Below are 24901 nucleotides of genomic sequence, written 5' to 3'. Positions count from 1 at the left end.
CGCGGCCGTCGATTGCGAGTCCCGCTCCGGCAAGAGGGTGACTTCTCGCGCTCTTGTCAGTCTCGCCACCGTACGACTGATGTTGACCTTGCCCCCAAGTTTTATCCAGACCTGAGTTCGCCCCGGCTGTTGGATTTGCCCGGTTGGGCAGTGGTAGCGACGGGAGCTGGCGCGGAGCCTTCGGCATAGCGCAGCGCCAGATCCCGGCGCGGATGGCAAGTGAAGGCGAACTCGGATGGCGTCTTCCATCCGAGCCGCGAGTGTGGGCGTGCATCGTTGTAATCGGCCCGCCAGCATCCGAGCGCGACGCGAGCCTGGGCCAGCGACGTGAACAGCGTCTCGTTCAGCAATTCGTCCCGCAGCCGACCGTTGAAGCTCTCGATGAAGGCATTCTGCATGGGCTTGCCCGGCGCGATGTAGTGCCATGCGACCCGGCTCTGATCAGCCCATGTCAGGATGGCGTTGCTGGTCAGCTCGCTGCCGTTGTCGCTGACCACCATCTTCGGCTTGCCGCGCTCGATCACCAGCCGGTCCAGCTCCCGCGCCACCCGGGCGCCGGAGAGCGAGGTGTCGGCTATCAGCGCCAGACACTCGCGGGTGCAGTCATCGACGACGGTAAAGGATACGGAAGCGGCGGCCATCGGTGAGCTGATCCGACACGAAGTCGAGCGACCAGCGGTCGTTCGGCGCCATCGCCACCGTCGTCGGCGCCCGGGTCCCGATCGCCCGCTTGCGGCCGCCACGGCGGCGCACCGCGAGCCGCTCTTCCCGGTACAGACGGAAGAGCTTCTTGTGGTTGACCAGATAGCCCTCCCGCTTGAGCAGCACATGCAGGCGTCGATAGCCGAAACGACGACGTTCCTGGGCGATTGCCCGCATGCGCTGGCGAAGGCCGGCTTCGTCCGCCCGGGTCGTTTGGTATCTCATGGTCATGCGGCAGCAGCCGATGGCTTTACACGCCCGCCGTTCGCTCATCCCGAAGGCGCCTCGGAGATGGGCGACAGCTTTCCGCTTGGCCGCGGGCGTCAGCATTTCTTTCCCACCAGGTCCTTCAAGGCCGCATTGTCCAGCATGGCGTCGGCCAAGAGCCGCTTCAGCCGTGTGTTCTCGTCTTCCAGCGTCTTCAGCCGTTTGGCCTCCGACACCTCCATCCCACCGAACTTGGCCTTCCATTTGTAGATGCTGGCGTCGCTGACGCCATGCTTGCGGCACAGATCGGCAACCGAAACCCCGGCCTCATGCTCCTTCAAAATCCCGATGATCTGCTCTTCCGAAAAGCGGCTGCGCTTCATGCTCTGGTCCTTGTTGTGGGCCAGAACGAACTTCAAGCTGGATTAAGCCCGTGGGGCAAGGTCAGTGTCCATGCACGTGGCGCGGAGGTCGCGACCACGGCGGCTTCTCGCGAATTCTGGATCGCAATGGCGTGCGCGTGCTTCTGCTTGAAAGCAAGCGCCGATGTATAGAACTGACCAGGCTGTTTCGGGCGCGACATTGTGCCTCGAGAGGCCGTCAGCATTCCGCCGCGTCGTGCTGGCACGAATCCTGCTCCGCCCTCGATATCCAAAGTTGGAAGGACGTCATGCCACTTCGCAACCCGCCTCCGCTCGTCTTTGGCCGGATCAAAATAAGCGTATCTTTTTACTGCAATCTTCATTGCGAACCCTGCTATGTTCCCGAACAGTATAGAGCTCGATATAAGAGACGTCTGGAGCCACCACAGTTAACGATGAAGGAAATCACTAATTTTGTGGACCTTCTCGTCGAAAGATATAGCTTGAAAAAGGTCATCGTAACCGGCGGTGAGCCGCTTCTCAAAATCGTGTTTCCGCGCTCTGCAGCCCTGATAGCTCACGCTGCAAACAAACGAGGCATTCATGTCCAGTTGAACACGGGGGGGCTTGGTCAGGTTTCGATTCGTGATGTCGCGTCGATCTTCGACGATCGCGAGAAGCTAACTTTCCAATTCAACCTTGATGCTGCAAACGCGGAGGCGCTTGACCGCTTTCGGACAAAGCGGAGAGTTCACAAATCGGCACTCCGGCAGATGGCGGAGGCAGTCAATTGCGGGGCCTTGGTGCAGGCTAGGATGATCGTTGATCGGCACAACATCCATGAGGCGCTGGATGCCTATCGCATGCTATCGTCAATCGGCGTCGACACTTTCAGAATCATGCCGATGTTCGCCGCAGGTATCGCTATCGACAACAAAAACGCTTATTTGGACTCGGCTGAGGAGATTAGAGAAGTTCAGGCGGCCCTAATCGCAATGGCTGCGCAGACGTCGACACGCCTCGAGCTGCCGACACCAATTCTCGTTGACACGGCAGAGCCGCGGCCGAACGTTAGATTCATCGAATGCAATTGTTGTATCGCTTCGGGCTATCTCTCTACAAATGGCGACCTCTATCCCTGTTCCTACGCGATCGGTGATCCCGACAGTCATAAGTTTGTTGTCGGCAACGTCCGGCATCCGGGTTTTGACCTAGAAACTGCTTGGCGAACCGCTCTTAAGAAATACCGGGCGAACAGCAGCTGCGCCCACTGTCCGATGCAGGTAGCCCTTGTCAATAATATTGAGAGCCATGCGCTTGCTTGCGCATAATCAAGAGAACGGCCGTTTGCCACATCCCGTGACTTCAGCGGGAGTCGATTTTGCGTGGCGCGATGCCCTCTGGATTTCCAGCTTGCAGCGGATGAGGTCCTGAAAGCTTACAGTTTCGTCTTCGCGTTTGCTTCGAGTCACCAGCCGAGTCGGCGGCGCACTCGGTCGGAAGGCGGTGCGGCTAGTCGGAAATGCTACGCCGCCTTTTCCGAGAGGAGGCGGTAGCACTTGGGTGACGAGCGAGCATTCTCCAAATTCTTTTATTCGAGTCTGGACAGGTCATTAGCTGCGCAACTCAGGCCAGAGTCTCAAGCTTGGAGGCCCTCATCGAGGAGGGGTTTAGTTTTCCGAAATCGACGACGCACACGTACTTTGCAGGATTAGAGGTAGCTCTGCAAAAAGAGCTACTAGGCTTAGTAGGTTCGTTGTTCGCCTTTCTTGGATAAGACTCGCCAGTAGCTGGATCGATGAAATCAACGGCCTGGAATGCATCGTGATGACCCTGTCGCTACAGTCTGGACATTTGTCGCCAACTAAACGTGTTCGGTGATGAGATACATGCAGACGGATCCCCAAGAATGAATACAGACGTTTTCTCTCTCTATGAATCTAACGTTCGTCGCTATGGGCGGTCGTTTCCCACCGTCTTTACGAGGGCGCTTGGGGCGACGATTTGGGACGAGGCCGGCAAGAGCTATATTGATTTCCTTGTGGGGTCCGGCGCACTCAACTACGGCCACAACAATCCCAACATCCTTGCAAAGGCAATTGATTATCTCACCGGCGGGAACATTCTTTTGTCGCTTGATATGCACACGGCGGCCAAACGTGAATTTATTGAAGTGTTTGTTGATACGATCCTAAAGCCCAGGGGCCTCTCGTACAAAATGCAATTTCCTGGACCGACTGGCACAAGCGCTAACGAAGCGGCGCTTTCGCTAGCTAGAAAATATACCGGCCGTTCGAGCGTCATGGCCTTTACAAATGCGTTCCACGGAATGTCGCTCGGCTCCCTAGCTGTGTCAGGTTCAGCCTCTACCAGGGAGCTGGGCGGGGTGGCTCGACACGATGTTATCCGTGTCCCCTACGACGGCTACGCGAACGGAGCTTTCGATTCGGCGAGTTACATCGACTACGTCTTGGGCGACCTCGGGAGCGGCATAGAAAGGCCCGCGGCAATCATTCTGGAGACTATCCAGGCAGAAGGCGGCATGAACACTGCATCCGCACGTTGGCTCAGAGAAATTCAGCGCATCTGCCGTAACCACGGCATTGTTTTCATCGTCGACGATATTCAGGCAGGAACGGGCCGAACGGGTGATTTCTTCTCGTTCGAATTCGCGAAGATTGAGCCTGACATTGTCTGCCTTTCCAAGTCCCTAAGCGGTTCAGGTATTCCGCTCTCCGTCGTTTTGATACGCCCCGACATAGACGTATGGAAGCCCGGAGAACATAGCGGCACTTTCAGAGGCAACAATCTTGCCTTCGTGACTGCAGGCGCCATGTGCAAAATGTGGTCAGACATCAAATTTACTGCTGGCGTCGAGAGGACAGCTGTCAAACTGCAACGATGCCTTGACGATCTCGTCGCGAAATTCCCCAATTGCATTGAAGAAAAGCGAGGCCGCGGTCTGATGGTTGGCCTCAAGTGTCGCTCACAGGCGATCGTCAACCGTGTACACGACGCCGCCTTCGCAAACGGACTCCTGATCGAATCTTCAGGGCCAAATCGAGACGTCATCAAAGTCCTTCCACCGATAACAATCACGGATGATGAACTCGATCGTGGCATCACAATCCTCAAGCAGGCAATACAGGAGTAAGTCAATGGTAACTGCCCAGGTATCTCAAGCGCCAGCGATCTCGCCTGTTGCAATCAAAGAACGAACTGGCTCAATCAGCACAGGGGAGATTATCTCAGTCCTGAAAGGTGAGATCACCGGTCTGCACATCAAACAGGCATTCAGTCCCGAGCTAGCCGAGGAGATTACCACGAACTTTAATCGAAATCCCGGTCTCAAGGAGCGCAAAGATGGCGTTCCCGGGCAATATGTCGGCGCATCTCACTACACGAGGAATGCAGCCACCTATTTCGCAGAGGCGGAAAGTGCGCGACCATTCGTGGAGGCCCTTTTTGCGAATCTAGTTGATCCGGTTCGCGCGCTATTCGACGCGTTGAAGCGCGAGCTTCACAAACAGGCCATTGAGTTGCGGCCGGCTCATTCGGAGCACGGTCAAGCTAATATTTGTCGCGCCATCTGTTGGTCTGGCGCCGGCATGTATTCCTTAGAGCCTCACGATGACGTCGCTCAAGTCCTACGTGCCGGAAAAGATTGCGAGCTTCCGGCGGTGGCGAACAACACGGTTGTAGCGCTAAACTTCTACCCCAGCATGCCCGACGAAGGCGGCAATCTGCGGATCTGGAGCCATAAGCCGACAGAGAGCGACCGAAGGTCGCAGGGCGTGGAGACCACAGGCTATCCCTATTCGACAGCTTATCTCGAGCCCCTTCCTTATCACGATTTTCAACTCAAGGCGGGAGATATCGCCCTGATCGACGGCGGCTTCGTTCATGGTGTCACCCAACAATCCGGCAATGGGAAGCCTCGCCTTCTGCTGAACTGTTTTCTCGGGTTTGCGAGGCGGGATCTGGTTCTCTGGTGGACCTGAAGTTGGACGTCGCAAGGACTAAGTCCCGCCGGTACTCAAGCAATCTCCAGCCGTTAAATCTCCGGGATTGGATCATCTCCCCGCATGAACAGGAACTAACTGAACGGTTCCGGTCGCGTTTCTTGGCGGAATTCTGGTGAGTGGCCGCGACAAGCCGGCTGCGGCGCCTACGAAAGATCAAAGGGCTCGCGGCGCTCGTCGAGCCGCCCAGCGAGATCTGAGAGGTGTCACGACGATTGTCGATCGAATCCGCTGATGACAGAGCGGACGCGTTCTTCAACATCACTGCATTCACCCCGTCTCTTTTCCGATATCGACGAATGAGAAGCGCTCAACGGGCTGTTGCGGTGCGCACGGTTCATGGTCAGGGACATTGCCGAATTTGGCAACAGACCTCGCGATCGGTGCCTACACGAGACGTGCCGTGTATAAGGCTCCGCAGCTCGTAAACAGCGATCTGCGGGTTCGCGACGCCCCGCCATCGCATTGTTGAGGCTCATGCGAGATTCTCACCGATCCGACGTCGCCAATGAGACGGAGCCACATTCTCGAGGAGTCCTTCCAGTGCGGCGGCGAGGTTCGCACCCAGTGTCGTTGATGTCGTGGCAATACCTCTCGCGCGCTCGCTCGAGTTCCGAGATGATCCTTTTCATCCCAATTTGAGCGTCAGTATTGCTGGAGGGCTTCCTAGGCTCAGTCCGCAACGATTTCTCGTTGGGCCGAAGGCATGGCAGTTGCCATGGCTTTTGGTTCCCGCTTAGCTGTCGGGCGAATATGCGACACGCTTGAAGTTCCCAATTGTTCCATCTTGATGAATTTGCGTCGAAAATCGTTGCATTTCGTCTTTAATCGGTCGATTTCTGCATCGTAGAGCACTGGCGGTGAAGTTCACCTCAGCGGTGGCATGATATGGGATACGACCGAATAGACGCCCGCATCCTTGAGATTGTGCAAAAGAACAACCGTCTGACTTCTGACGTCATCGGCGAAATGGTCGGGCTTTCTGCGACTGCCTGTCAACGACGACTGAAGCGGCTGCGTGCCGAAGGCATCATCGAGGCCGATATCTGTATAGTTTCGCCGAAGGCGGTTGGCAGACCCATTCAAATGCTCCTGCTGGTAAGCCTGGAGCGGGAAAGTTCGGAAATAGTCGACAGGTTCAAGAAGGCCATCAAATCGTCTTCTGAAGTCGTGAATGGATTCTACGTCACGGGCGACGCTGACTTCCTCCTCTACATTACCGCGCCCACCATGGAACATTATGAGCAGTTCACCAGGCGCTTCTTCTATACGAATCCGAATATTAAGGCCGTCAAGACAATGGTCGTAGTAGATCGCGTAAAGGTGGGTTTCGCGATCCCGGTTGAGGTCTCGTCCGAGGATTAACAAGTTCTGATCCTTGCGTCCAAGTGCTCGGACGATCTTGCAATAGCAATGTAAGAAGCTCCCCAAGCTTCGATCGTGCACGCGAGTTTGCAGTCAGTGCATGAGGTCAGCGATAGAGAGCGGTACTGGTGGGAAGAGGTCGTGCCTCGCTCCGCGTCAACATCCATAAGTGGGAGCATCGCGGGAGATTAATCGAAGCCCCAGCCAACCTCAGCGAAGGCAGTCTAGTGTAACAAAAAGATGTGCAGCCAAGACCCTGTCTTGCTAAGCCGCTCACTGAAGGCGATGCATTTCCTCAACGATACGGCGCGATGCGTCGACTACCGCATTCGGCTCGCGTAGCCGCAAATCTTTGACATCGGCCCGCAGAGCGAGACGGGCAGGCCGCTCATAGAGCGTGCTCCACATTGTCCTCATTGTTATGTTAGTCCTGTATGCTGCCGCTACGGCCTCAGAGTCATCATCACTCACGGTTCGTATCGTTGATCATGAATGGCCTTCCGATTTCGATCCCGGGAAAGCCGACTAAAAAGTGCCGGGCCCCGCGACCTATTGCGCTGGCGTCTGCGAGGCATGTCTCGAAGTCGAGCATTTCCTCTCGCTCAGTATCCCACGCCATGCGTCTTCGTGCCATCGAAGTTAGCGATGAAGCCGTGTCATGATAGCTGAGTAGTCACGAATTCGTATCATTTTGGCAGTATGTATTTGAGAAACGCCAATCCGAACACAGGCCTCGGCGCGGAAGCAATGATAGCCGATAGACACATGTGCGTTCGCTTTGATTGATGAACATAACGATGTCACGTGTTTTCATTTGCTCACATTGTTGAAGGGCCATTGCTCGACAGAAAGGTGATCATCGTAAATATTTCAGTACCCGGCCGGTTTACGAAAGGGTCGTTGCTCATCGCCGAAAATAAGATTGATTCTATTTCATTGACTGAAAACCGATCGCTCCTACGATTTGGAGCGTCAACGCGACGGTGTTCATTTTGCAAGCTGCGGGCTTTCTGTCCGCCTAGATTCCGAATGCCTCCGCCTTCGCTGACGCGACCTGCGCATGCGGAGCTTGTTTCGAAAGGTCGCGGTTATGAAGATGTAATCATGAGTGAGACAATGATCGCTGACAACGTGATATCGCCTGCCGAGATCATCAAGCGGGCGGTCCGGCTTGGTGCAGAGATTAGGAACATCAGGCTGTCGGGCGACTTAGCCGACGAAGTCTTTTGCGCGGTCGATCGATTGCTAATCGAGCATAAAGTCATTTTCTTCCGTGATCAGCGACATTTTGATGATGCCAAGCAGCAACGTTTCGCCGTCCGGCTGAGCGAACTGGTTCCGCATGGTAGAGTTAGGGCGATCCAGGAGACATCGTCGACCCTAAGATTAGATTTGGGGTACGACGGTACTCGTGCTCACCGGCGGCATGCAGATCTCGCCGTTGAAGCGTATCTGAAGAGCTCCGTGTTGCGCGGTGTGATGATTCCGTCCTGTGGCGGCGACAGCCTCTGGCCGAATATGGTGGCGGCGTACCTCGATCTTCCGCTTCCGCTGCGCATGCTCGCCGACGATCTCTGGGCGGTTCACAGCAACGCCCACTACTACACCGTTAACGCTCACGCCACTGAGGCGGACAAAGAACATTTGGATGAGGTGTTCATCGGAGCAATCGATGAAACCAAGCTTCCTGTTGTTCGGGTACATCCCGAGACCGGCGAACGCACGCTCGTACTCGGCAATTTCGTGCAGCACTTTGTTGGCCTGCAGAAGTATACCGGCCAGAAGCTGTTCGATCTGTTCCAATCCTACGTTATGGCGCCGGAAAACATCGTGCGCTGGAGCTGGAAGATGGGCGACGTTGCGATCTGGGACAATCGCGCGACCCAGCATTACGTGCTTAACGACGACAGCGATCATGATCTCTTGACACGCCGCGTCGCCATGGTCGAATGTGCACAGGGGTGCCGGCCGCAGCCTGAGCCACGTCAATACGTCGAAGCCACAGGCGGCCAATGCTTGAGCAGCCTAGGTTGGCATACCGATCGCCGCTGTTGGGGTCAATGTTGACCTCGAAACCAAGCTGCCGCTCTGGAGAGGCCGACGCGTCGTGCAGGCCCGGTCGGTCCCGCCTTGACCGGCACGAAAGCATTTATTGTGGTCGGGCGCGATTGCGATAGGAATTCCCTTGATGTTGGCCTTTTCCAGTAGGACAACAGCAAGGTGTGCACATGCGGTCCGCCGTGGCGAGAAAAGCCCCGAGCAACTTTTTGTGCGGGACACTCACCATGTTGTTCCCATGGTGGAGGGCGCTGCCCGGGGCCGAAGAATGCGCTCGGTGAGAGCATCGGTGAAGTCACGCGATTTCCCTCCACCAAATGAGCGAATTCGATCACGCCCCAAAAAGCTCGTACGTCGCGACACCGACCTTTTTTGCGCATTCGGAGATATCGACAGCGAAGCGACTGCCTCGGGGTGTCGCCTGTCCGTTCAGGATGGGAATGTGCTCGAAGCAGCGACGGACCAGTCGACGGGAGAAGTGGATCTCAGCCTAAATCTGGCCACCCGTGCGCGATTCAGCAAATGCACCCGACGTTGGAAATAGAACTCGTTGAGTTCCATGTCGCCGCTGACCTGAACATCCCATTCGAGGCCCTCTCTGAACGGCGATAGCGCAACCGCTACATGTCAGCGACGTCGTCTATAAAATCGCCGTTGTTGGCGGTAATGAGCTGCATCATTGCTGGTGTAGGCGACAGTGAAAGCAGAGAACCGAGGCAAGCGCATCGTATCAGATTTACTGGTGGCTATAGGCAGCCGATTGCTCATCTTCGGGATTTGATTCAGCTTGCCGAAGCGCGGTTCGAACCCCAGAGCCCATCGAACCGTTTGAGTGGGCGGATCGCCTGACTCAGCACAGGGTCGAAAACACGATGATGTCGCATGTAATGCGCCGTCCACGACCACGGATTTGTTGAGATCAGTTTTAGAGAATCGCGCGGCTCAGAGGAAAGGCATGCAAATCAAGATAGGTTGAACTAGGCGGTGATGTGCGCCACGGTTTGCTGCGGACGATTTTAATCGGTACTCTCGGTTAGTGATCGACAAATTTGAAGAGCGTGATACATCGTGGATGATCACACGGTGTCCTCGGTGGTTGGTAGCGCCAAATGAGCTCTTCCGGAAGCACATCCTAGTCCATGCTGCACGCGAATATTGCAGGGCCATAAGTGAGCTGGTTGCATTCGAAATGTCGGTCTCGCTGATCCGCCGGGGCTTTGAGCCGAGGAATCGATTCGACATTCCATCTATTTGGAATCCTGCAAGATGGCGCAAAAGGTCGCTGGATTTCTGCGCCCTCTGACCATCTACGTCGCAGGTTTGCACGGTGTTTTCGATTAGAAGATCTTCTCAATCAGGAGATTGCAGATGAAGGTCGGTGTTCCCAAGGAAATTAAGACGCACGAATACCGCGTGGGCCTTACGCCTGGAGCCGTCCGCGAATATGTGGCCGCCGGTCACAGCGTGCTGATCGAAGCGAATGCCGGCGCCGGCATTGGCGCAACCGATGAGAGCTATCGCAAGGCGGGTGCAACGATTGTTGGCTCCGCTCAAGAGGTGTTCGCCTCGAGCGAGATGATCGTAAAGGTCAAGGAGCCCCAGCCTGCTGAGTGGACCCAGCTGCGAGAGAATCAGATCCTCTTCACTTATTTGCATTTGGCGCCGGATCCGGAGCAGGCCAAGGGGCTCCTCAAGTCTGGGTGCACGGCAATCGCCTACGAAACCGTGACAGATGGACACGGTGGGCTTCCTCTGCTTGCGCCGATGAGCGAAGTCGCAGGCAGGCTTGCGATCGAAGCGGCCGGTGCTGCCCTCAGGCGCCATGCAGGCGGTCGGGGACTGTTGATTGGTGGCGTGCCCGGTGTCCCGGCGGCCCGGATCGTGGTGGTCGGAGGCGGCGTGGTCGGCACGCATGCAGCACGGATGGCGACCGGCTTGGGCGCTGAAGTCACAATTCTCGAACGCTCGATCCCCCGACTTCGCGAGCTGGATGAACTGTTCCAAGGGTGCGTCCGCACGAGATTTTCAACGATGGACGTGGTCGAGGAGGAGGTATTTGCGGCGGATGCTGTCATCGGTGCGGTGCTTGTGCCCGGCGCGAGCGCGCCGAAGCTTGTCAGGCGGGGCATGTTGAGCTCGATGCGCAAGGGATCGGTGATCGTGGATGTCGCCATCGATCAGGGCGGGTGCTTCGAGACATCGCGCCCGACGACACACGGAGATCCAACTTACGAGATTGATGGCGTCATCCATTACTGCGTCGCCAATATGCCAGGAGCTGTTCCGCTCACCTCCAGCCAGGCACTGAATAACGCAACTCTTCCATTTGGTTTGGCTCTCGCCAGCAAGGGATTTGCAGCCGTGCTCGAAAATCCGCATCTGCGCGCAGGTCTCAACGTTTATCGAGGCCGGCTGACTTATAAGGCCGTGGCCGAGAGCCTCGGCTTGCCATTCTCACCAATCGAACAGGCTGCGGCCTGATCCCAGAGGTCCCTCCTTGGGACGTCTCCTCCCTGACTTGGGGGGCCATTCCTTTGGGAGTGGCCCCCTTTTTTATGGCTGTAGGATTGCGGAAAAACGCAGATTAAGTACGCACCAGACAGGCGCTCTCCGGCGCTAAAGCCGTCCGCGATGCCTTCTGTGCCGGTTCTCACAACCTTCCAGGTTAAGGACACGACCGGCGTCGCCGGGCACGTTCACAGATAGTGGGCCTGTACCGAGACATTCTGAACACACTGGCAAACCGAGGATATCCAGTGTCCGGAGTCCGAGTGCACGCTCGTGGCGCATCAGGTTCTCTCGCAGCCAAGAACCTTGCACCCGAGAGTTTCGCCTTGTCAGAAACCGTAAATCTCTTGGCTCCAGCGGACGACTAACGCTATCTACCGCTTGGGATTATCGGGCAGGATTTCGGACGCAGTGCGGTCGGGCACGTCTTCCTTCCACCGCACTGATCCGAATGGGCGCTCCAGCATCCGGCGGACGCGTACCGGGTCAGGACCAACATGGAAAGCCGCGGCGCGCCGATCTAGCGCGCGATCCGACTGAGTTGAGCGATTGCGCTGGCGCAAATAGTCTAGCCATGTCGGGCAGTGATAGCGCTCGGTCCATAGTTCGGGGTCGGCGATGTCGCGCGCAATCGACCAGCCATAGGCGCCGTTGCGTTGCCGCAATAGCTGCACATCCTGCATTACGTCGTGAAAGGCCCGCGCATTCTCTTGCGAGACGCGATATTCGATCTCGACTACCAGCGGCCCACTCCGCGCGGTGAGCGCAAGCCGTACCTCGGGATCGGCCAGCGACTCGGCATCCTGGTCACTTGCGCTGATGGGTGGCATTCGAAGCCAGAGCCCTAGAAGCGGAGAGAGTAGCATGAGCGTCGAGGAAGCCAGCAGCGCGACCTCAACACCTGCGCTATCGGTGAGGCGCCCCCAGCCCCAGCTGCCGATCGCGATACCGCCCGAGATTGCAGCCTGATAGGCCGCAAGCGATCGGCCAGCCACCCACCGGGGGGCGGAGAGCTGTACGCCAATGTTGAACAGCGTCAGCGCCATCGTCCACACCGCGCCGGCCAAAAGCAGTGCGGCCGCTGTCATAGTCGGGTTGTCGCTCAGGGCGACCGCAGCGATGGCGCCCCCCATCGACAGAGCGCAGGCACGCACCGCGGCCTCGCCGTTCATTCGTTTGCGCACCTCGCCTATAAAGAGCGCTCCGACCACCGCTCCAAGACCGAAGGCGCCAAGTATGACGCCATAGGTCTGCGCACCTCCATGCAAGAGATCGCGCGCGATAAGCGGCATCAGCGCCGAAATCGAACCGCCTATCATACCCGTTAGGAACGTGCGCGTCAGCACGATCTTGATGGATGGCGAGTTGGTGATATAGCGAACGCCTGAGACAATGGCGCGGCTCAGTTGTTCGCGCGGCAGCCGCGAGGGCTCGGCGACACGCTTCCAGAGGAACAGTGCGACCAGCAGTGGCAGATAGAACCATGCGTTCAGCGCGAACGCTGCGACTGCGCCCGCGGTTGCAACCACGATACCGCCGATTGCAGGCCCAAAGCTGCGCGCAATATTGTAACTGATTCCGTTGAGCGCAACCGCAGCCGGCAATGTGGCGGGCGGCACCTGCTCGCTGACAGAGGATTGCCAAGCCGGCGCCCTCAACGCCATGCCGCTGCCCATGACAAAGCAAAGCACCAGCAACAGTGTCGGCGTGGTGAAACCTGACCATTCGACTATGGTTAGCGCGACTGCGCCGCAAAGCTCAATCGAGAGCGCAACCAGAGCCACGATGCGACGGTCGTGCATGTCAGCAATAGCGCCAGCCGGCATCGCAATCAGCATTATCGGCAGCATGAGCGCCGTCTGCACCAGTGCGACCTGGTCCGCGGACGACGTCATCTGAGTCATTGCCCAGGCCGCTCCGACGCTTTGCATCAGGATGCCGAGATTGGCGAGCAGGCTGGCGAGCCAGACGCGTCGGTAGGTCCGAAACCGTAACGGAGCGATGATCCCGTCGGAGCTGAAGTTCTGTGGCCTGGATGGATCGATCATTCCTCTCGACCTCGCCTTTCTCGCCTGATTTCCGGATCAGATTTGCTCGGCTAAGCTTGACCGCAACCAACTGCGCAAGTGTTTTCCAACTCCGCTTGCGCGTCTTGCGTTTGAGAGCCGCGCCAAAGAGCTACAGTTCTCAGGCAAATCTGGCTTGGTACTTGTCTCCTCGCGCGCGCGAGATCGAGCTCTCGCTGTGAGCATGGGGGCTACCGAGTTTTGTGAGTTGCTTGGACAAAGTAGGGCCATCGTCGGGAAGAAGTCCCATGGTGTGCCGTGATTGGAACAGAATCGCTGCGCCCGAATACTGCACGTCTGCTAGGTCAGGCGCTTGAGTTGGAAAAAGCTCATGCCGATTGCGTAACGTTGTGAACGTGACATTGACGTCACGGTGATTCGATGTGATGTCGCTATTTTTGTGCCGTAACGAATGAGACGCGATCCTCGCTTGTTCGAAGCTCACCGCCACGCGCGAAATCTGAAGAGAGCTCTTAGACTATCGACGCAGCAAAAACTACAGCAGCGAGAATGCTGGTTTCTCGCTTTCTATGCGAGTGAGCGGTGAAAAAGCGCACAAACGCGTCACTCTGTCGAGCAAGATGTCGTATCAGCCTTGTTCAATCCTCTGGAGACTCAATTGGAATTGCAAAGCCCACCTTTACACGGTCCACAATAACCATCGTCTTAAAGCCCTTGATGTTTGGATTCTCATAGAAGAAGCGACGCGTGAACTGCTCATAATCGTCCATGGTGCGCGCTGTGACGTAGAGGACAAAGTCAGCTTCGCCGGTGACGTAAAACCCGTTGACGACTTCAGCTGACGATTTGATGGCCTTCTTGAACCTATCGATTATATCCGTGCGCTCCCGTTCGAGGCTCACTAGCACGAGCATCTGAAGAGGTCTTCCTACGGCTTTTGGTGAGACGATCGAGACGTCGGCCTCAATGATACCATCTGAACGAAGCCGCTTCAGGCGTCGTTGACACGCAGTAGCAGAAAGCCCTGCCATTTCACCAATCACCTCGGAAGTTAGACGGTTGTTCTTTTGCACGATCTCGAGGATGCGGGCGTCTGTTCGATCATACTGCATAACGGCTCCAGCCTTGGGGTGAATCGCAGCGCCAACTGCCTGTACGATGCAGGAAATCCTCCGACCGACAGGAGATACGATGCAAATATGTGCGTCACATCAGTATCCTGAATGCATAGGCATTTCAACAAAAGGGGCGTGCCGGACTTACAGATGGTCTTTCAATCTATTCAGCAGCCGGTGCCCGCGCCGCCGGAAGGAGTAAGCCTGCGCGGGGTAACCTTCGCGGCGACTGTTGTGCTTGCTGGCGTAAGTGAAAGGCGTGTTGAGTGCAAGAGAGGAGGCGTTTGGAAAGAGTATGGTCATCGTTCCCTTCTGATGAGCAGGAAATCCTTGTGGCCACCGATGAATCGGAGGGTGGGCGCGCCGCTTTGGTCCATGTGTGCGACGCCCGGTCCATGCGCCTACGCGAATATGGGCGTGCAGGCGATCGTTGCCTCAAAGTTCGTTGGCCGCATCTATCTGGGCTGATGGAAGCGGCCGACCTCGTCCATCAAGACTCAACGTGCGGTCTCGTTGAGCTCAAATACGTCTGCTTTGCGAACCTCGCAGCTTGAACAGAGAGTGGTGCACAATGGCAATCAATATCAAAGAAATTAGCGAAAAAGACAAAAACAGCGTCCTGCATCCCTTCACGCATCTCAAGGACTTTGCGACTGGTAAGTTTGGCGAGCCGACGATCATCGAAACTGGTAAGGGTATCCGTATCCAGGACGCCAACGGCAATCAGTTCATCGATGGCTTTGCCGGCATGTACTGCGTCAATGTTGGTTATGGTCGAACCGAAGTAGCTGAAGCCATCTCGCGTCAGGCCTATCGCCTCGCGTACTACCACTGCTACGCAGCGCACACCACAGACGAGCTCGCGATCCTCTCCGATCGTCTCGTCAAGATGGCGCCCGGTAAGATGAATAAGATCTTCTACGGCATGTCGGGTTCGGATGCCAATGAGACACAGGCCAAGCTCGTCTGGTACTACAACAATCTTCGAGGTAAGCCCAACAAGAAGAAGATTATTGCGCGAGAGCGTGGCTATCACGGTTGCAGTGTGCTTTCCGGTTCGATGACCGGTATGAGCTTCTACCATGATTGCATGGATCTCCCGCTGCCGCAGATTGTGCGCACAGGCGCTCCGCATTACTACTGGGGCTGCAACCCTGAGGAGACCGAGCGCGAATTCTCGGCCCGTCGCGCCGTTGAGCTCGACCAGCTCATCGAGCGCCTCGGCCCGGACAATGTGGGCGCCTTCATCGCCGAGCCGGTGCTTGGCACGGGCGGTATCACGCCGCCTCCGGTGGGCTACTGGGAAGCGATCCAGGCTGTGCTCAAGAAGCACGACGTTCTCTTGATCGCCGACGAGGTAATCACGGGCTTCGGTCGCACTGGCTCGATGTTTGGCTCGGAGCGCTACGGAATCGAGCCCGACCTGATCACGATCGCGAAGGGGCTGACTTCGGGTTACTTCCCGCTCTCCGCCGCGATCGTCGGGGACAAGGTCTATAAGGTTTTGGAAGACGGTGCTGACAAGGTTGGCGCATTTTCGCACGGCTACACCTATTCGGGTCACCCCATCGGTGCTGCTACGGCTAACGCAGTTCTTGACATCGTGGAACGAGAGAACCTTCCTGCCAATGCGCGCGAAGTCGGCGCCTACTTCCAAGCCCAACTCAAGGAGAAGTTCGCGCAGTTGCCGATCGTTGGGGAAGTGCGCGGCGTCGGGCTGATGGGAGCCATCGAGTTCGTTGCCGATCGCGATAAGAAGAGGCGGTTTGATGCGTCTCTCAAAGTTGGTGCTCGCATTTCCAAGGCGGCCCGCGATCGGGGGCTTATTGCCCGCCCCATGCCGCACGGGGACATCCTTGGCTTCGCTCCGCCGCTGGTGACCACCAAGGCGGAAGTTGATGACATTGTTTCGATTGCCGAGAGTGCCGTCCGCTCCGTGATGGACGAGCTCGTGCGTGGCGGTGAGAAAATCTAGAAAATAGCGGCCGGATACTTCGGCCACCAGTTGCCTAAACCGCCTGCACTGAAAGCCGATGTGGGCGCAGCATCCGTTTCTCGCGCACATACGCGCTTGAGGTCATGGGCTGCTCGGTTATCACAGTCGGCTGAATGGGATCGCGGAGCCACCGAACCGGGATAGTAACCCTGATTTTACTCCAAGCGGTAGCTTGGGGCATCGAACGAGTGAACGATACAAACATCGAACGGCAGAGCGGCGACCACGTATGTGCGATAGCATAAACTACAAACTCTTCATCAACGGTGCGTGGCGCTTAGGTCGTAACGGCGCCGATCTGCCCTTTCTCAATCCCGCCACCGAGCATGAGTTCGGGCGTGTTGCTGTTGCCTCGGCGTCGGATCTCGACGATGCGTTGACATCCGCACAAGTGAGTCTGCTGCAGTGGTCGAATACACCAGCCGAAGAACGGGGGGCGCTTCTCATTCGCGCCGCACGGATCCTAAAGGGAAAAATCGATATAGCGGCGGCTGCACTTTCGACGGAACAAGGCAAGACCCTGGCCGAAGCGAAGGGAGAGTATGCCCGCGCAGTCGAAATGCTCGAGTGGAATGGTACGCACGCAGGGAAACTGTCGGCTCCAGTTCCTATAGACGAAAAGCGGATGATCGTACCAGAAGCGATTGGTGTGGTCGCCGCATTCACGCCCTGGAACTACCCGGCCGTCCTCAACGCCCGAAAGCTTGGCGCGTCTATCGCGGCGGGCTGCCCGGTCATCCTGAAAGCGGCAGAGGAAACTCCAAGCGCCGGGGTCTATATGATCGAAGCTTTACAGGAGGCGGGGATTCCACCGGGTGTTGTGAGTCTGGTCTTCGGAAATCCGCCTATGATCTCTAAACACCTGCTCGCCTCGCCTGTTGTTCGAGCCTTGTCGTTCACGGGCTCTACACCCGTCGGCAAACAACTCGCGAAAATTGCCGCAGGCAATCTGCAGCGATGCGTTCTAGAGCTTGGCGGCCACTCCCCTGTCATCGTCTTTGAAGACGCGGATCTCTCGAAGGCCGCTTGGGCAATATCGGAATACAAGTTTGAGTGCGCAGGCCAAAGCTGCAACGCTCCCAGTCGTATTCTAGTAGCGAGATCAATTTACCGGGAGTTTCTGGCGAAGCTTGTTCGCGCGGCAGAAAAGATTAGAGTTGGCGCACCCGACGACCCTGAGACAGACATGGGACCAATGGCGAATGCGAGACGCATTGAAGCCATGGAACGCCTGACGAAGGATGCTGTCGATCGCGGAGCGAAAGTTGAAACCGGTGGTAGACGCATTGGTCGAGCGGGCTTTTATTGGGCCCCTACAATTCTAAGCAACGTCCACCCTGAGTCAGAGGTGCTTCGCGAAGAACCATTTGGACCGATTCTTACTGTTGCCCCGTTTGACACGATTGAAGAAGCGGTTGAGGAGGCGAATGATACCGAATATGGCCTTGCTTCCTATTTCTTCACCGAATCTCCAGAAATCCAGAAGCGAATGATCCGCAGCCTTGTGGCGGGGGCTGTAAGCATGAACCACCTCAAGGGTGTGTCTGCCGATGCACCAAATGCCGGAGTCAAACAGAGCGGTTATGGGTACGAAGGTGGTGTGGAGGGCGTGAGGGCCTTCCAAAACCTGAAGCTCGTTAACGGGGTCAAAGCTGTTTCTGTCGCATGAGGGCCAAAATCAAGAAGACACACCATCCTGGCCCTAACTCGTTTCTGGAGCAGTAGTCAAAGTGTGCCTCAGGCAAGAGTGGCTCGCGCAATTCAGATGCTTTTCGAATTCGCCTATAGCCAAAGCTGCTCGTAAATTCTGCGGCCGGATGTTGGGTGGCTAGTAGATTGCCATGAGCGACGTGAGGCCTGGGCTCTTCGGGATCCGACATGGCCCAACGCTTAGATTGAGTGCGCAATGAGAAACTCTCCTTCGATAAAAGATGTGATTCTGGCTGCTGGGAACGGAAGCTTCTTCTATGATGATCAAGCTGCAATACGTGCCGGCGCTGCTCAGGATGGTTTTCGCTATCTGGGCGCGCCTCTGACGCCGGGCTTCACAACCATCCGAATGCCCTCGCGTTCGCTCAGCATCGGCCTCGTCATGTCGGACGATATGATCGTGTGGGGCGACATGATGAACGTACAATACTCAGGCGCAGGCGGTCGCGATCCCGTTTTTCGGGTCGACACAATCGAAGCGCTGACGAGATCCGTTGTGATCCCTCGGCTTTTCGCTTGCGACGCTTCCAATTTCGTTGGGGCTTGTGATCGTGTTCTCGCATTCCATGAGATCAAGCGCCTACCGCTCGCCATTGAATATGGTGTGAGCCAAGCTTTGCTTCGCGCCGCTGCGCATATTGCACGGACAACAACGGCCGAAGTGATCTGCTCCGAATATGACCTGCCATTACCCGAGAAGCCAGTCCCAATCTACGCTCAGAGCGGGGACGCCAGAGAAATAAATGTCGACAAGATGATTCTCAAGTCGGTGGATGTGCTTCCGCATGGCTTGATCAACTCGCGTGAGAAATTCGGCCCTTCCGGTGAAAGGTTTCGCGACTTCGTCAAATGGGTCGTTAAACGCACCAGGGAAATCGGCCAGCCTGGGTACTACCCTGTTTTACATTTCGACGTGTACGGTTGGATCGGGCTCGAGATTGGGATGCAGGCGCAGAAAATTGCCGATTTCATCGCGCGCGTTGCGGATGACGTGCCGGGGTACCGGCTTCATATCGAATGCCCGGCGGACTATGGATCAACAGAAGCTCAGCTTGAGGAGTACGCCAAGATCGTCGCACTTCTCGACAGGCGTGGCACCGGAGCCCGGGTGGTTGTCGACGAGCAATGCAATACGCTTGACGACATCCGGCTTTTCGCCGAAGCAAAAGCGGCTCATCTAATTCAGATCAAGATGCCTGACGTGGGCTCGATCGCTGACTCTGCCAGGGCCGTGTTGCTCTGCAAGGAAAATGGCGTCGGGGCATATGTCGGTGGGAGCTGCACGGAAACCGACTTGTCGGCAAGGGCCGCAGTCAACATTGCGGTGGCGACACAGGCTGACATGATGCTCGCAAGACCCGGAATGGGCGTTGATGAGGGCATTTCCATCGTTGGAAACGAGCAGAGCAGACTGCTTTCCATTCTTGCCTACCGCCGGTCGCAGAACTCCCGTCAGAATGTCGGGGGTACGTCCGTATGAGGAAGGCACTCGAAGGCATCACCGTCGTTGCCGTCGAGCAGGCGGTAGCAGCGCCTTATGCGTCTTCCCGCCTCGCCGACGCTGGTGCGCGTGTCATCAAAGTCGAACGCCCGGAGGGCGACTTTGCACGAAATTACGATAAGCTCGTTCGCGGTCAAAGTGCATATTTCGTCTGGTTGAATCGCGGGAAAGAGAGCATCTGCCTCGACCTCACGGTCGAGCAAGACCGTGGAGTTCTCGAGTCGATAGTCGCTCAGGCTGATGTCTTCATTCAAAATCTGAAGCCTGGCAGCATCACAAAACTCGGATTCGGATCGGCAGATCTTCGGAAGCGCCATCCCCGCTTGATAACCTGTGACATCTCCGGATTCGGTGATGGCGGTGCTTTGTCGCATTTGAAAGCGTATGACCTGATCGTGCAAGCCGAGACCGGGCTTTGCGCGATCACCGGGACAGCGCAGGGCTCGGCGCGCGTCGGCGTTTCTGTATGTGACATTTCAGCTGGCATGACCGCTCTCAACGCCATCTTGCAGGCGCTGCTTGTGAGGGAGCGAACCGGGGAAGGAACGGCCATTCATGTATCGCTGTTTGACGCCATCGCTGACTGGATGAATGTTCCGGTTCTTCAGTTCGATTACAGCGGCTATCATACTGCGCGCGCAGGCGTGAACCATCCTTCTCTCGCGCCATATGGGGCGTACCGCTGTGCGGACGGCAAGGACGTGATCTTCTCCGTTCAAAACGACCGCGAATGGGTCAACTTCTGCACCAAATTCCTTAAACGACCGGAACTCATCCGCCACCCCGATTTCGGTGACAACATGGACCGGATCCGCAACAGGGCCAGTTTGGATGAAATCGTGGTAGGTCGCTTTGCGCAAATCTCCAGCCACGAAGCCATGCGTGAGCTGGAAGCCGCCGGACTCGCGTACGGAGGGCTGAACCAGATTGAGGACGTAGCCAAACACCCACATCTGCGTCGAATACCGGTGTCAACGCCAGCAGGCGATATTCACGTGATCGCGCCTGGCGCGATTTTTGACGGAGAAACAACTCCGGTATTGCGACCTGTTCCCGCTCGGGGAGCCCATTCTGAGATATTGCGCACGGAGTTTGGGCACTCTTCGTAGCGGCGAACGGCTTGCCGGTTGGTCGTTTGTCCTCGCAACGAGTGAATGCGCGACCGCATCGGCCAGAGCGCCGTCCAGCTCCAGTCAACACGTACCTGAGGAGCTGATTGGACGGATCGCAATTGGCAGATGGCTTCGATGTTGTTGCCCTTACAAGTGGGAACACCCATCGAGTCTCGGTCACTGATCGACCAACCCAGATAATCCATGCCATGAGATTTCGAGCGCCCAAACCTCGTGGCCGTTCGACTCCAAGTTGATGGACCTCCTGAACCTCAGCTCTGATGGCTCGCGCCGAGCCACGTCAATGATCTGAGCGGGCGATATTGCGCGATCGCTCCCAGGCCTGGACCGTCTCTCGGGAGCAGCTTCGTCTAGTTACTTTCCGGCGCAAAAATCGCTCGGCTTGGAGTGTTCCGAGAGTGGCGTTGCGGAGCGAAAACTGCAAGGTCGCACGGATTGGCCGTTGACGGGAGGCGGCGGCACTGATTCATTCTTATGAATGATTCGTGATCGAAGCCTTCAAACGCGCGAGAAGCTTGTCGGCAAGCTGCCGGTTACCGGCGAGCTACTGCGCGGTTCGCTGCTGGAGCGCACTGTTCGTCACAAGAGCGGCTGCCCGAAGTGCGCGCGCGGCGAAGGGCATCAGGTGCACGTGCTGACGGTGAGCTATGGGGGCGGACGCGTACGCCAGTTCAGCGTGCGCCGTGAACGCGTTGCCGAAGTGCGCCGTTGGCTGGACAACTATCAGAAGCTGAAAGAAGCGATCGAAGCGATCTGCGAGTTCAATCACGATCTGCTGGGCCCTGATGCGGCGGTGCCGCGGGGTGGGAGGAAGAAGCGTGATTGAGATACGCAGAGCGCAACTGAGCTTCGGCGACGGCGGGAGAAGTGAGCGATCTCCGCGAAGGTTGGATGACGCATGCCGACCGGGTTCTCGCGGATGAACAGATCGTAGGCGCGGTATACGAGGCGCTGGCGAGACGGTATCCCAAGAGCCGCAGTCGTGGCCGGCTGGGCGCGCCGGCCGAAGTGGTGTTGCGATTGTTGATCCTCAAGCACGTTCGCAACTGGAGCTATCAGGTGCTGGAGCGCGAAGTGCGCGCCAATCTGGTGTATCGCGACTTCTCCCGGGTGGGCGGCGGCAAGACGCCGGACGCGAAGACGATGGGGCGCTGGGGCTTGGCTGTGGATCCGGAGACAATCAAGCAGATCCACGACCGGATTGTGCAAGTCGCGCAGGAACAAGGGGTGACGCAGGGACGCAGGATGCGCGTGGATACGACGGTGGTGGAGACCAACATCCACTACCCGACCGACAGCACGTTGCTGGGCGACGGGGTTAGAGTGTTGATCCGCACAATGAAGAAGGTCACCAAGATCGTGGGCACGGCCGGAACCAAACTGCGTGATCGAACGCGAAGCGTAAAACTGCGCCTGCTCGATGTCTCGCGAACCGCGCGTGCCAAAGGACCGCTCAATCACGAGAAGCTCAAGCAAGGCTACCGGCGGCTGTTGAACTCGACGAGCCGTGTGGTGGGGCAAGCGAAGCGCTTCTCCTATGAGATCTCCGCGGGCGTGAAGCGGGCCAGGGGCATCTTGAAACGGCTGGTGCGGATTCCGATGATCTCGCCCGGGTGTACCGATTTGATCTCGCCCGGGATTCCGAGATGATCTCGCCCACCATTCCGATTTGATGTCGCCCGGGGCGCGAGGCGTTCTGGCTGTCAGTTTTCTGGCATCGGGCAAGCCGCGGGGTCAACCTTGAATCGCGGCTTGAGGGTCTTCTTCGTCTGCTGTTCTGTGGGCATGTGGGCAACGCGCTTGCGTTGTCCAAGCGCAGCGGCATGTCCACAGCGCCACTTGCTCAGGCCTTTCGGCTGGGTTTGCGGGTTCGCCGCATGCTCTCGCCGTTCAGATCGATCCGGTGGGCGTTATGGACCAGGCGATCGAGGACGGCGTCGGCGTAGGTGGGGTCGCCGATCAGCGCGTGCCATTGGTCGACGGGGAGCTGGCTGGTGACGATGGTGGAGCGGCGGCCGTAGCGATCCTCAAGGATCTCCAGGAGGTCGTGGCGGGCTGCTGCGTCGAGCGGCTCGAGGCCCCAGTCGTCGAGGATGAGGAGATCGACACGGCCCAGCGCACGCAGCAGACGGGGATGGCGGCCGTCGCCGCGCGCCAAAGCGAGATCGCTGAACAGCCGCGGGACGCGCTGATAAAGCACGGAGCGATTGTCGCGGCAGGCCTTGTTGCCGAGCGCCGAGGCGATCCAGCTCTTGCCAACACCGGAGGGCCCGCAGATCAGCAGGTTGGCGTGGTCATCGATCCATTGGCCTTCGACCAGCATCGTCAGGAGGCTGCGGTCGAGGCCGCGCGGGGTGCGGTAGTCGATGTCCTCGACGCAGGCCTGCTGGCGCAGCTTGGCATATTGCAGCCGCTTCGACAGCCGCTTGTCGCGTCGCAGTGACGCTTCGCGTTCGAGCAGGAGCGCGAGCCATTCGGCGTGGCCGAGGCTCGTGGCGTCGCCGCCGGCTTCGATGTCGGCGAAGGCCTTGGCCATGCCGTGAAGGCCGAGTGCGTGGAGCTGATCGAGGGTCGGATGGGTGAGCAAGATGGGATCTCCTAATTGTAGTAGCGCGGCCCGCGGATGTTGGAATGCAGGATCGGCGCGTCATCCGCGGAGCGCCTGGGGGAAGGACGCCGATCGAGATTGTTGGCGAGGATCGACTTGACCGAGCCGTAGGTGCGCGCGCCGATCTCGATCGCCCGCATGGCGGCGGCATCGAGCCGCTCTTGCCCGTAGGATCGAGCGAGCCGGATGATGCCGAGACAGGCGCGGAAGCCCTGTTCCGGATGCGCGCGCTCGTCGAGGATCAGATCGCACAGCGCCGCGGTGGCCGGCCCGATCGCGGCGGCCTCCTTGCGGATGCGCTCGATGGTCCAGCCGGCATGGCGCCGATGACTGGATGCCATATGCTCCGGCACGGTCGTGTGCTTGTGGTTGCCGCTCATGCGCTGATGCGCGGCGATCCGCTCGCCCTTGTGGAAAATCTCGACGGTGCGGGCGGTGAAGCGCACCTCGACCTCGGCGCGGACGAAGCGATGCGGGACGCTGTAGTAATGCGCCTCGACCTCGACGTGATAGTCGATGCTGACCCGGCAGATCCGCCACTCGGCGAACACATAAGGGCTCTCCGGCAAGGCCTGGAGTGCCGGCCGGTCGATCTCCTCCAATAGCTTGCGACGGGTCACGCCGAGCCGCCGGATCGGCCGCTCCTCGTTGAGCCGGGTCAGCAACTCGGCGATCGCCGCGTTGACCTCGGCGAGGCTGTAGAACGTGCGGTGGCGCAGCCGCCCGAGCAGCCAGCGCTCGACCATGAGGACCGCCTGTTCGACCTTCGCCTTGTCCCGTGGCCGTCGCGGCCTCGCCGGCAGGATGGCGGTGCCGTAATGCGCCGCCATGTCGGCGTAGCTGCGGTTGATCCGCGGATCGTAGAGGCAGGCCTTGATCACCGCCACTTTGGTGTTGTCCGGCACCAGCAGCGCCGGCACGCCGCCGATCGCCTCGAAGGCGCCGACGTGGCCGCTGATCCAGTCGGCGAGCCCCTGCGTCCAAGTCGCCTGTGCATAGGTGAAGCTCGACGCGCCGAGCACCGCGACGAAGATCTGCGCGGTGCGCCGCTCGCCGGTGAGCCGGTCGATCACCACCGGCACGCCGTCGCCCGCATAGTCGACGAACAGCTTGTCGCCGGCTGCATGCGACTGGCGCATCGTCACCGACAACCGGCCTTCCCAGGCGCGGTAAAGCTCGCAGAACCGCGAATAGCGATACCCGCCGGGCTCGCTTGCGATGTACTCCTCCCACAGGATCGACAGCGTCACGTGCTTGCGCTTGAGCTCGCGATGCACCGACGCCCAGTCCGGCTCGGCGAGACGTCGCTGGCCGCGCCGGGTGCCAGGACCGGCTCCCGCTGCCGCGAACAGCCGCGCTTCCAGCACCGTGTCGGTGACGTCATCGGGCAACGGCCAGGTCAGCCCCGATGCCTCGAACCGCCGGATCGTCAGCCGCACCGTCGAGGGCGCCGCCCCGACCCGCCGCGCGATCTCGCGGGTCGGCATCCCGGCCGACTTCAATCTGATCACATCGCGCACATGGCGCATCGCAAGCCTCTCCGTCGGCATCCTGGTCCCCCCTTGCAAAGCCGAAAGGCGGGACCGT

Annotated in this window: 16 protein-coding genes and 2 pseudogenes; 12 read left to right on the top strand and 6 right to left on the bottom strand. The window is 58.1% G+C overall.

Features of this window, described 5'->3' with window-relative positions; genetic code table 11:
* Positions 1-101 precede the first annotated feature (101 nt).
* A pseudogene (locus LMTR13_RS26060) lies at positions 102-1292 on the bottom strand (IS3 family transposase).
* A gap of 32 nt (positions 1293-1324) precedes the next feature.
* A complete protein-coding gene (locus LMTR13_RS41935) occupies positions 1325-1654 on the bottom strand; it encodes a hypothetical protein (RefSeq protein WP_197521197.1) in 330 nt (109 codons plus the stop codon).
* Between LMTR13_RS41935 and LMTR13_RS26050 the strand changes: the two genes are divergently transcribed.
* The 6 genes from LMTR13_RS26050 (at position 1580) to ald (ending at position 11197) form a co-directional block, all read left to right on the top strand.
* Positions 1580-2602: a radical SAM protein gene (locus LMTR13_RS26050; protein ID WP_083219227.1), complete on the top strand. Its 1023-nt coding sequence runs from the start codon at positions 1580-1582 to the stop codon at positions 2600-2602. The genes LMTR13_RS41935 and LMTR13_RS26050 overlap by 75 nt on opposite strands.
* Positions 2603-3180: 578 nt before the next feature.
* Positions 3181-4425 carry a diaminobutyrate--2-oxoglutarate transaminase gene (gene ectB, locus LMTR13_RS26045; RefSeq protein ID WP_065730279.1) on the top strand — a complete coding sequence of 415 codons (1245 nt, stop codon included), beginning with the start codon at positions 3181-3183 and terminating at the stop codon, positions 4423-4425.
* A 4-nt stretch (positions 4426-4429) separates the two neighbouring features.
* Complete coding sequence (locus tag LMTR13_RS26040) at positions 4430-5272, top strand: 2OG-Fe(II)-dependent halogenase WelO5 family protein (protein WP_065730278.1); 843 nt, start codon at positions 4430-4432, stop codon at positions 5270-5272.
* A gap of 909 nt (positions 5273-6181) precedes the next feature.
* Positions 6182-6658 carry an Lrp/AsnC family transcriptional regulator gene (locus tag LMTR13_RS26035; protein WP_065730277.1) on the top strand — a complete coding sequence of 159 codons (477 nt, stop codon included), beginning with the start codon at positions 6182-6184 and terminating at the stop codon, positions 6656-6658.
* A gap of 1104 nt (positions 6659-7762) precedes the next feature.
* Positions 7763-8725: a TauD/TfdA dioxygenase family protein gene (locus tag LMTR13_RS26030; RefSeq protein WP_083219226.1), complete on the top strand. Its 963-nt coding sequence runs from the start codon at positions 7763-7765 to the stop codon at positions 8723-8725.
* Positions 8726-10084: 1359 nt separating this feature from the next.
* Complete coding sequence (ald, locus tag LMTR13_RS26025) at positions 10085-11197, top strand: alanine dehydrogenase (protein ID WP_065730276.1); 1113 nt, start codon at positions 10085-10087, stop codon at positions 11195-11197.
* Between the two features lie 401 nt (positions 11198-11598).
* Here ald and LMTR13_RS26020 read toward each other — a convergent pair whose 3' ends face one another.
* Together LMTR13_RS26020 and LMTR13_RS26015 are read right to left on the bottom strand one after the other, a co-directional pair.
* Positions 11599-13272: an MFS transporter gene (locus tag LMTR13_RS26020; RefSeq protein WP_065730275.1), complete on the bottom strand. Its 1674-nt coding sequence runs from the start codon at positions 13270-13272 to the stop codon at positions 11599-11601.
* Between the two features lie 617 nt (positions 13273-13889).
* Entirely contained in the window at positions 13890-14363 is a 474-nt protein-coding gene (locus LMTR13_RS26015) for an Lrp/AsnC family transcriptional regulator (protein WP_065730274.1), read from the bottom strand.
* Between the two features lie 574 nt (positions 14364-14937).
* Here LMTR13_RS26015 and LMTR13_RS26010 point away from each other — a divergent pair.
* The 6 genes and pseudogenes from LMTR13_RS26010 to LMTR13_RS25985 form a co-directional block, all read left to right on the top strand.
* Positions 14938-16341, top strand: coding sequence for an aspartate aminotransferase family protein (locus LMTR13_RS26010; RefSeq protein WP_065730273.1), 1404 nt, complete (start codon positions 14938-14940; stop codon positions 16339-16341).
* Between the two features lie 250 nt (positions 16342-16591).
* Complete coding sequence (locus tag LMTR13_RS26005) at positions 16592-18031, top strand: NAD-dependent succinate-semialdehyde dehydrogenase (protein WP_065730272.1); 1440 nt, start codon at positions 16592-16594, stop codon at positions 18029-18031.
* Between the two features lie 237 nt (positions 18032-18268).
* Positions 18269-19552, top strand: coding sequence for a methylaspartate ammonia-lyase (locus tag LMTR13_RS26000; protein ID WP_065730271.1), 1284 nt, complete (start codon positions 18269-18271; stop codon positions 19550-19552).
* A complete protein-coding gene (locus LMTR13_RS25995; protein WP_065730270.1) occupies positions 19549-20682 on the top strand; it encodes a CaiB/BaiF CoA transferase family protein in 1134 nt (377 codons plus the stop codon). The genes LMTR13_RS26000 and LMTR13_RS25995 overlap by 4 nt, the downstream gene beginning before the upstream one ends.
* 502 nt (positions 20683-21184) lie before the next feature.
* A complete protein-coding gene (locus tag LMTR13_RS25990; RefSeq protein ID WP_065730269.1) occupies positions 21185-21532 on the top strand; it encodes a DUF6788 family protein in 348 nt (115 codons plus the stop codon).
* Position 21533: 1 nt separating this feature from the next.
* Positions 21534-22293: pseudogene (locus LMTR13_RS25985) on the top strand (transposase); the annotation flags it as partial.
* A 256-nt stretch (positions 22294-22549) separates the two neighbouring features.
* On the opposite strand, the gene istB reads toward LMTR13_RS25985, so the two are convergent.
* Both istB and istA read right to left on the bottom strand, forming a co-directional pair.
* A complete protein-coding gene (istB, locus tag LMTR13_RS25980) occupies positions 22550-23293 on the bottom strand; it encodes an IS21-like element helper ATPase IstB (RefSeq protein WP_065727367.1) in 744 nt (247 codons plus the stop codon).
* A gap of 11 nt (positions 23294-23304) precedes the next feature.
* Positions 23305-24843 (bottom strand): IS21 family transposase, encoded by a 1539-nt coding sequence (gene istA / locus LMTR13_RS25975; RefSeq protein WP_083219417.1) that lies wholly within the window; start codon positions 24841-24843, stop codon positions 23305-23307.
* Positions 24844-24901 lie beyond the last annotated feature (58 nt).

Origin of the sequence: Bradyrhizobium icense, from assembly GCF_001693385.1 — a bacterium.
In the GTDB taxonomy this organism is placed as follows: Bacteria; Pseudomonadota; Alphaproteobacteria; order Rhizobiales; family Xanthobacteraceae; genus Bradyrhizobium; species Bradyrhizobium icense.
The sequence above is the reverse complement of the archived record's forward strand: the minus strand, read 5'-3'. Positions and strand labels throughout refer to the sequence as shown.

Excerpts from the sequence above, each read along its gene's own strand:
- LMTR13_RS26050 (WP_083219227.1), top strand. The coding sequence starts at position 1,580 with ATGCCACTTCGCAACCCGCCTCCGCTCGTCTTTGGCCGGATCAAAATA.
- LMTR13_RS41935 (WP_197521197.1), bottom strand. The coding sequence starts at position 1,654 with ATGAAGATTGCAGTAAAAAGATACGCTTATTTTGATCCGGCCAAAGAC.
- ectB (WP_065730279.1), top strand. The coding sequence starts at position 3,181 with ATGAATACAGACGTTTTCTCTCTCTATGAATCTAACGTTCGTCGCTAT.
- LMTR13_RS26040 (WP_065730278.1), top strand. The coding sequence starts at position 4,430 with ATGGTAACTGCCCAGGTATCTCAAGCGCCAGCGATCTCGCCTGTTGCA.
- LMTR13_RS26035 (WP_065730277.1), top strand. The coding sequence starts at position 6,182 with ATGGGATACGACCGAATAGACGCCCGCATCCTTGAGATTGTGCAAAAG.
- LMTR13_RS26030 (WP_083219226.1), top strand. The coding sequence starts at position 7,763 with ATGAGTGAGACAATGATCGCTGACAACGTGATATCGCCTGCCGAGATC.
- ald (WP_065730276.1), top strand. The coding sequence starts at position 10,085 with ATGAAGGTCGGTGTTCCCAAGGAAATTAAGACGCACGAATACCGCGTG.
- LMTR13_RS26020 (WP_065730275.1), bottom strand. The coding sequence starts at position 13,272 with ATGATCGATCCATCCAGGCCACAGAACTTCAGCTCCGACGGGATCATC.
- LMTR13_RS26015 (WP_065730274.1), bottom strand. The coding sequence starts at position 14,363 with ATGCAGTATGATCGAACAGACGCCCGCATCCTCGAGATCGTGCAAAAG.
- LMTR13_RS26010 (WP_065730273.1), top strand. The coding sequence starts at position 14,938 with ATGGCAATCAATATCAAAGAAATTAGCGAAAAAGACAAAAACAGCGTC.
- LMTR13_RS26005 (WP_065730272.1), top strand. The coding sequence starts at position 16,592 with ATGTGCGATAGCATAAACTACAAACTCTTCATCAACGGTGCGTGGCGC.
- LMTR13_RS26000 (WP_065730271.1), top strand. The coding sequence starts at position 18,269 with ATGAGAAACTCTCCTTCGATAAAAGATGTGATTCTGGCTGCTGGGAAC.
- LMTR13_RS25995 (WP_065730270.1), top strand. The coding sequence starts at position 19,549 with ATGAGGAAGGCACTCGAAGGCATCACCGTCGTTGCCGTCGAGCAGGCG.
- LMTR13_RS25990 (WP_065730269.1), top strand. The coding sequence starts at position 21,185 with ATGATTCGTGATCGAAGCCTTCAAACGCGCGAGAAGCTTGTCGGCAAG.
- istA (WP_083219417.1), bottom strand. The coding sequence starts at position 24,843 with ATGCGCCATGTGCGCGATGTGATCAGATTGAAGTCGGCCGGGATGCCG.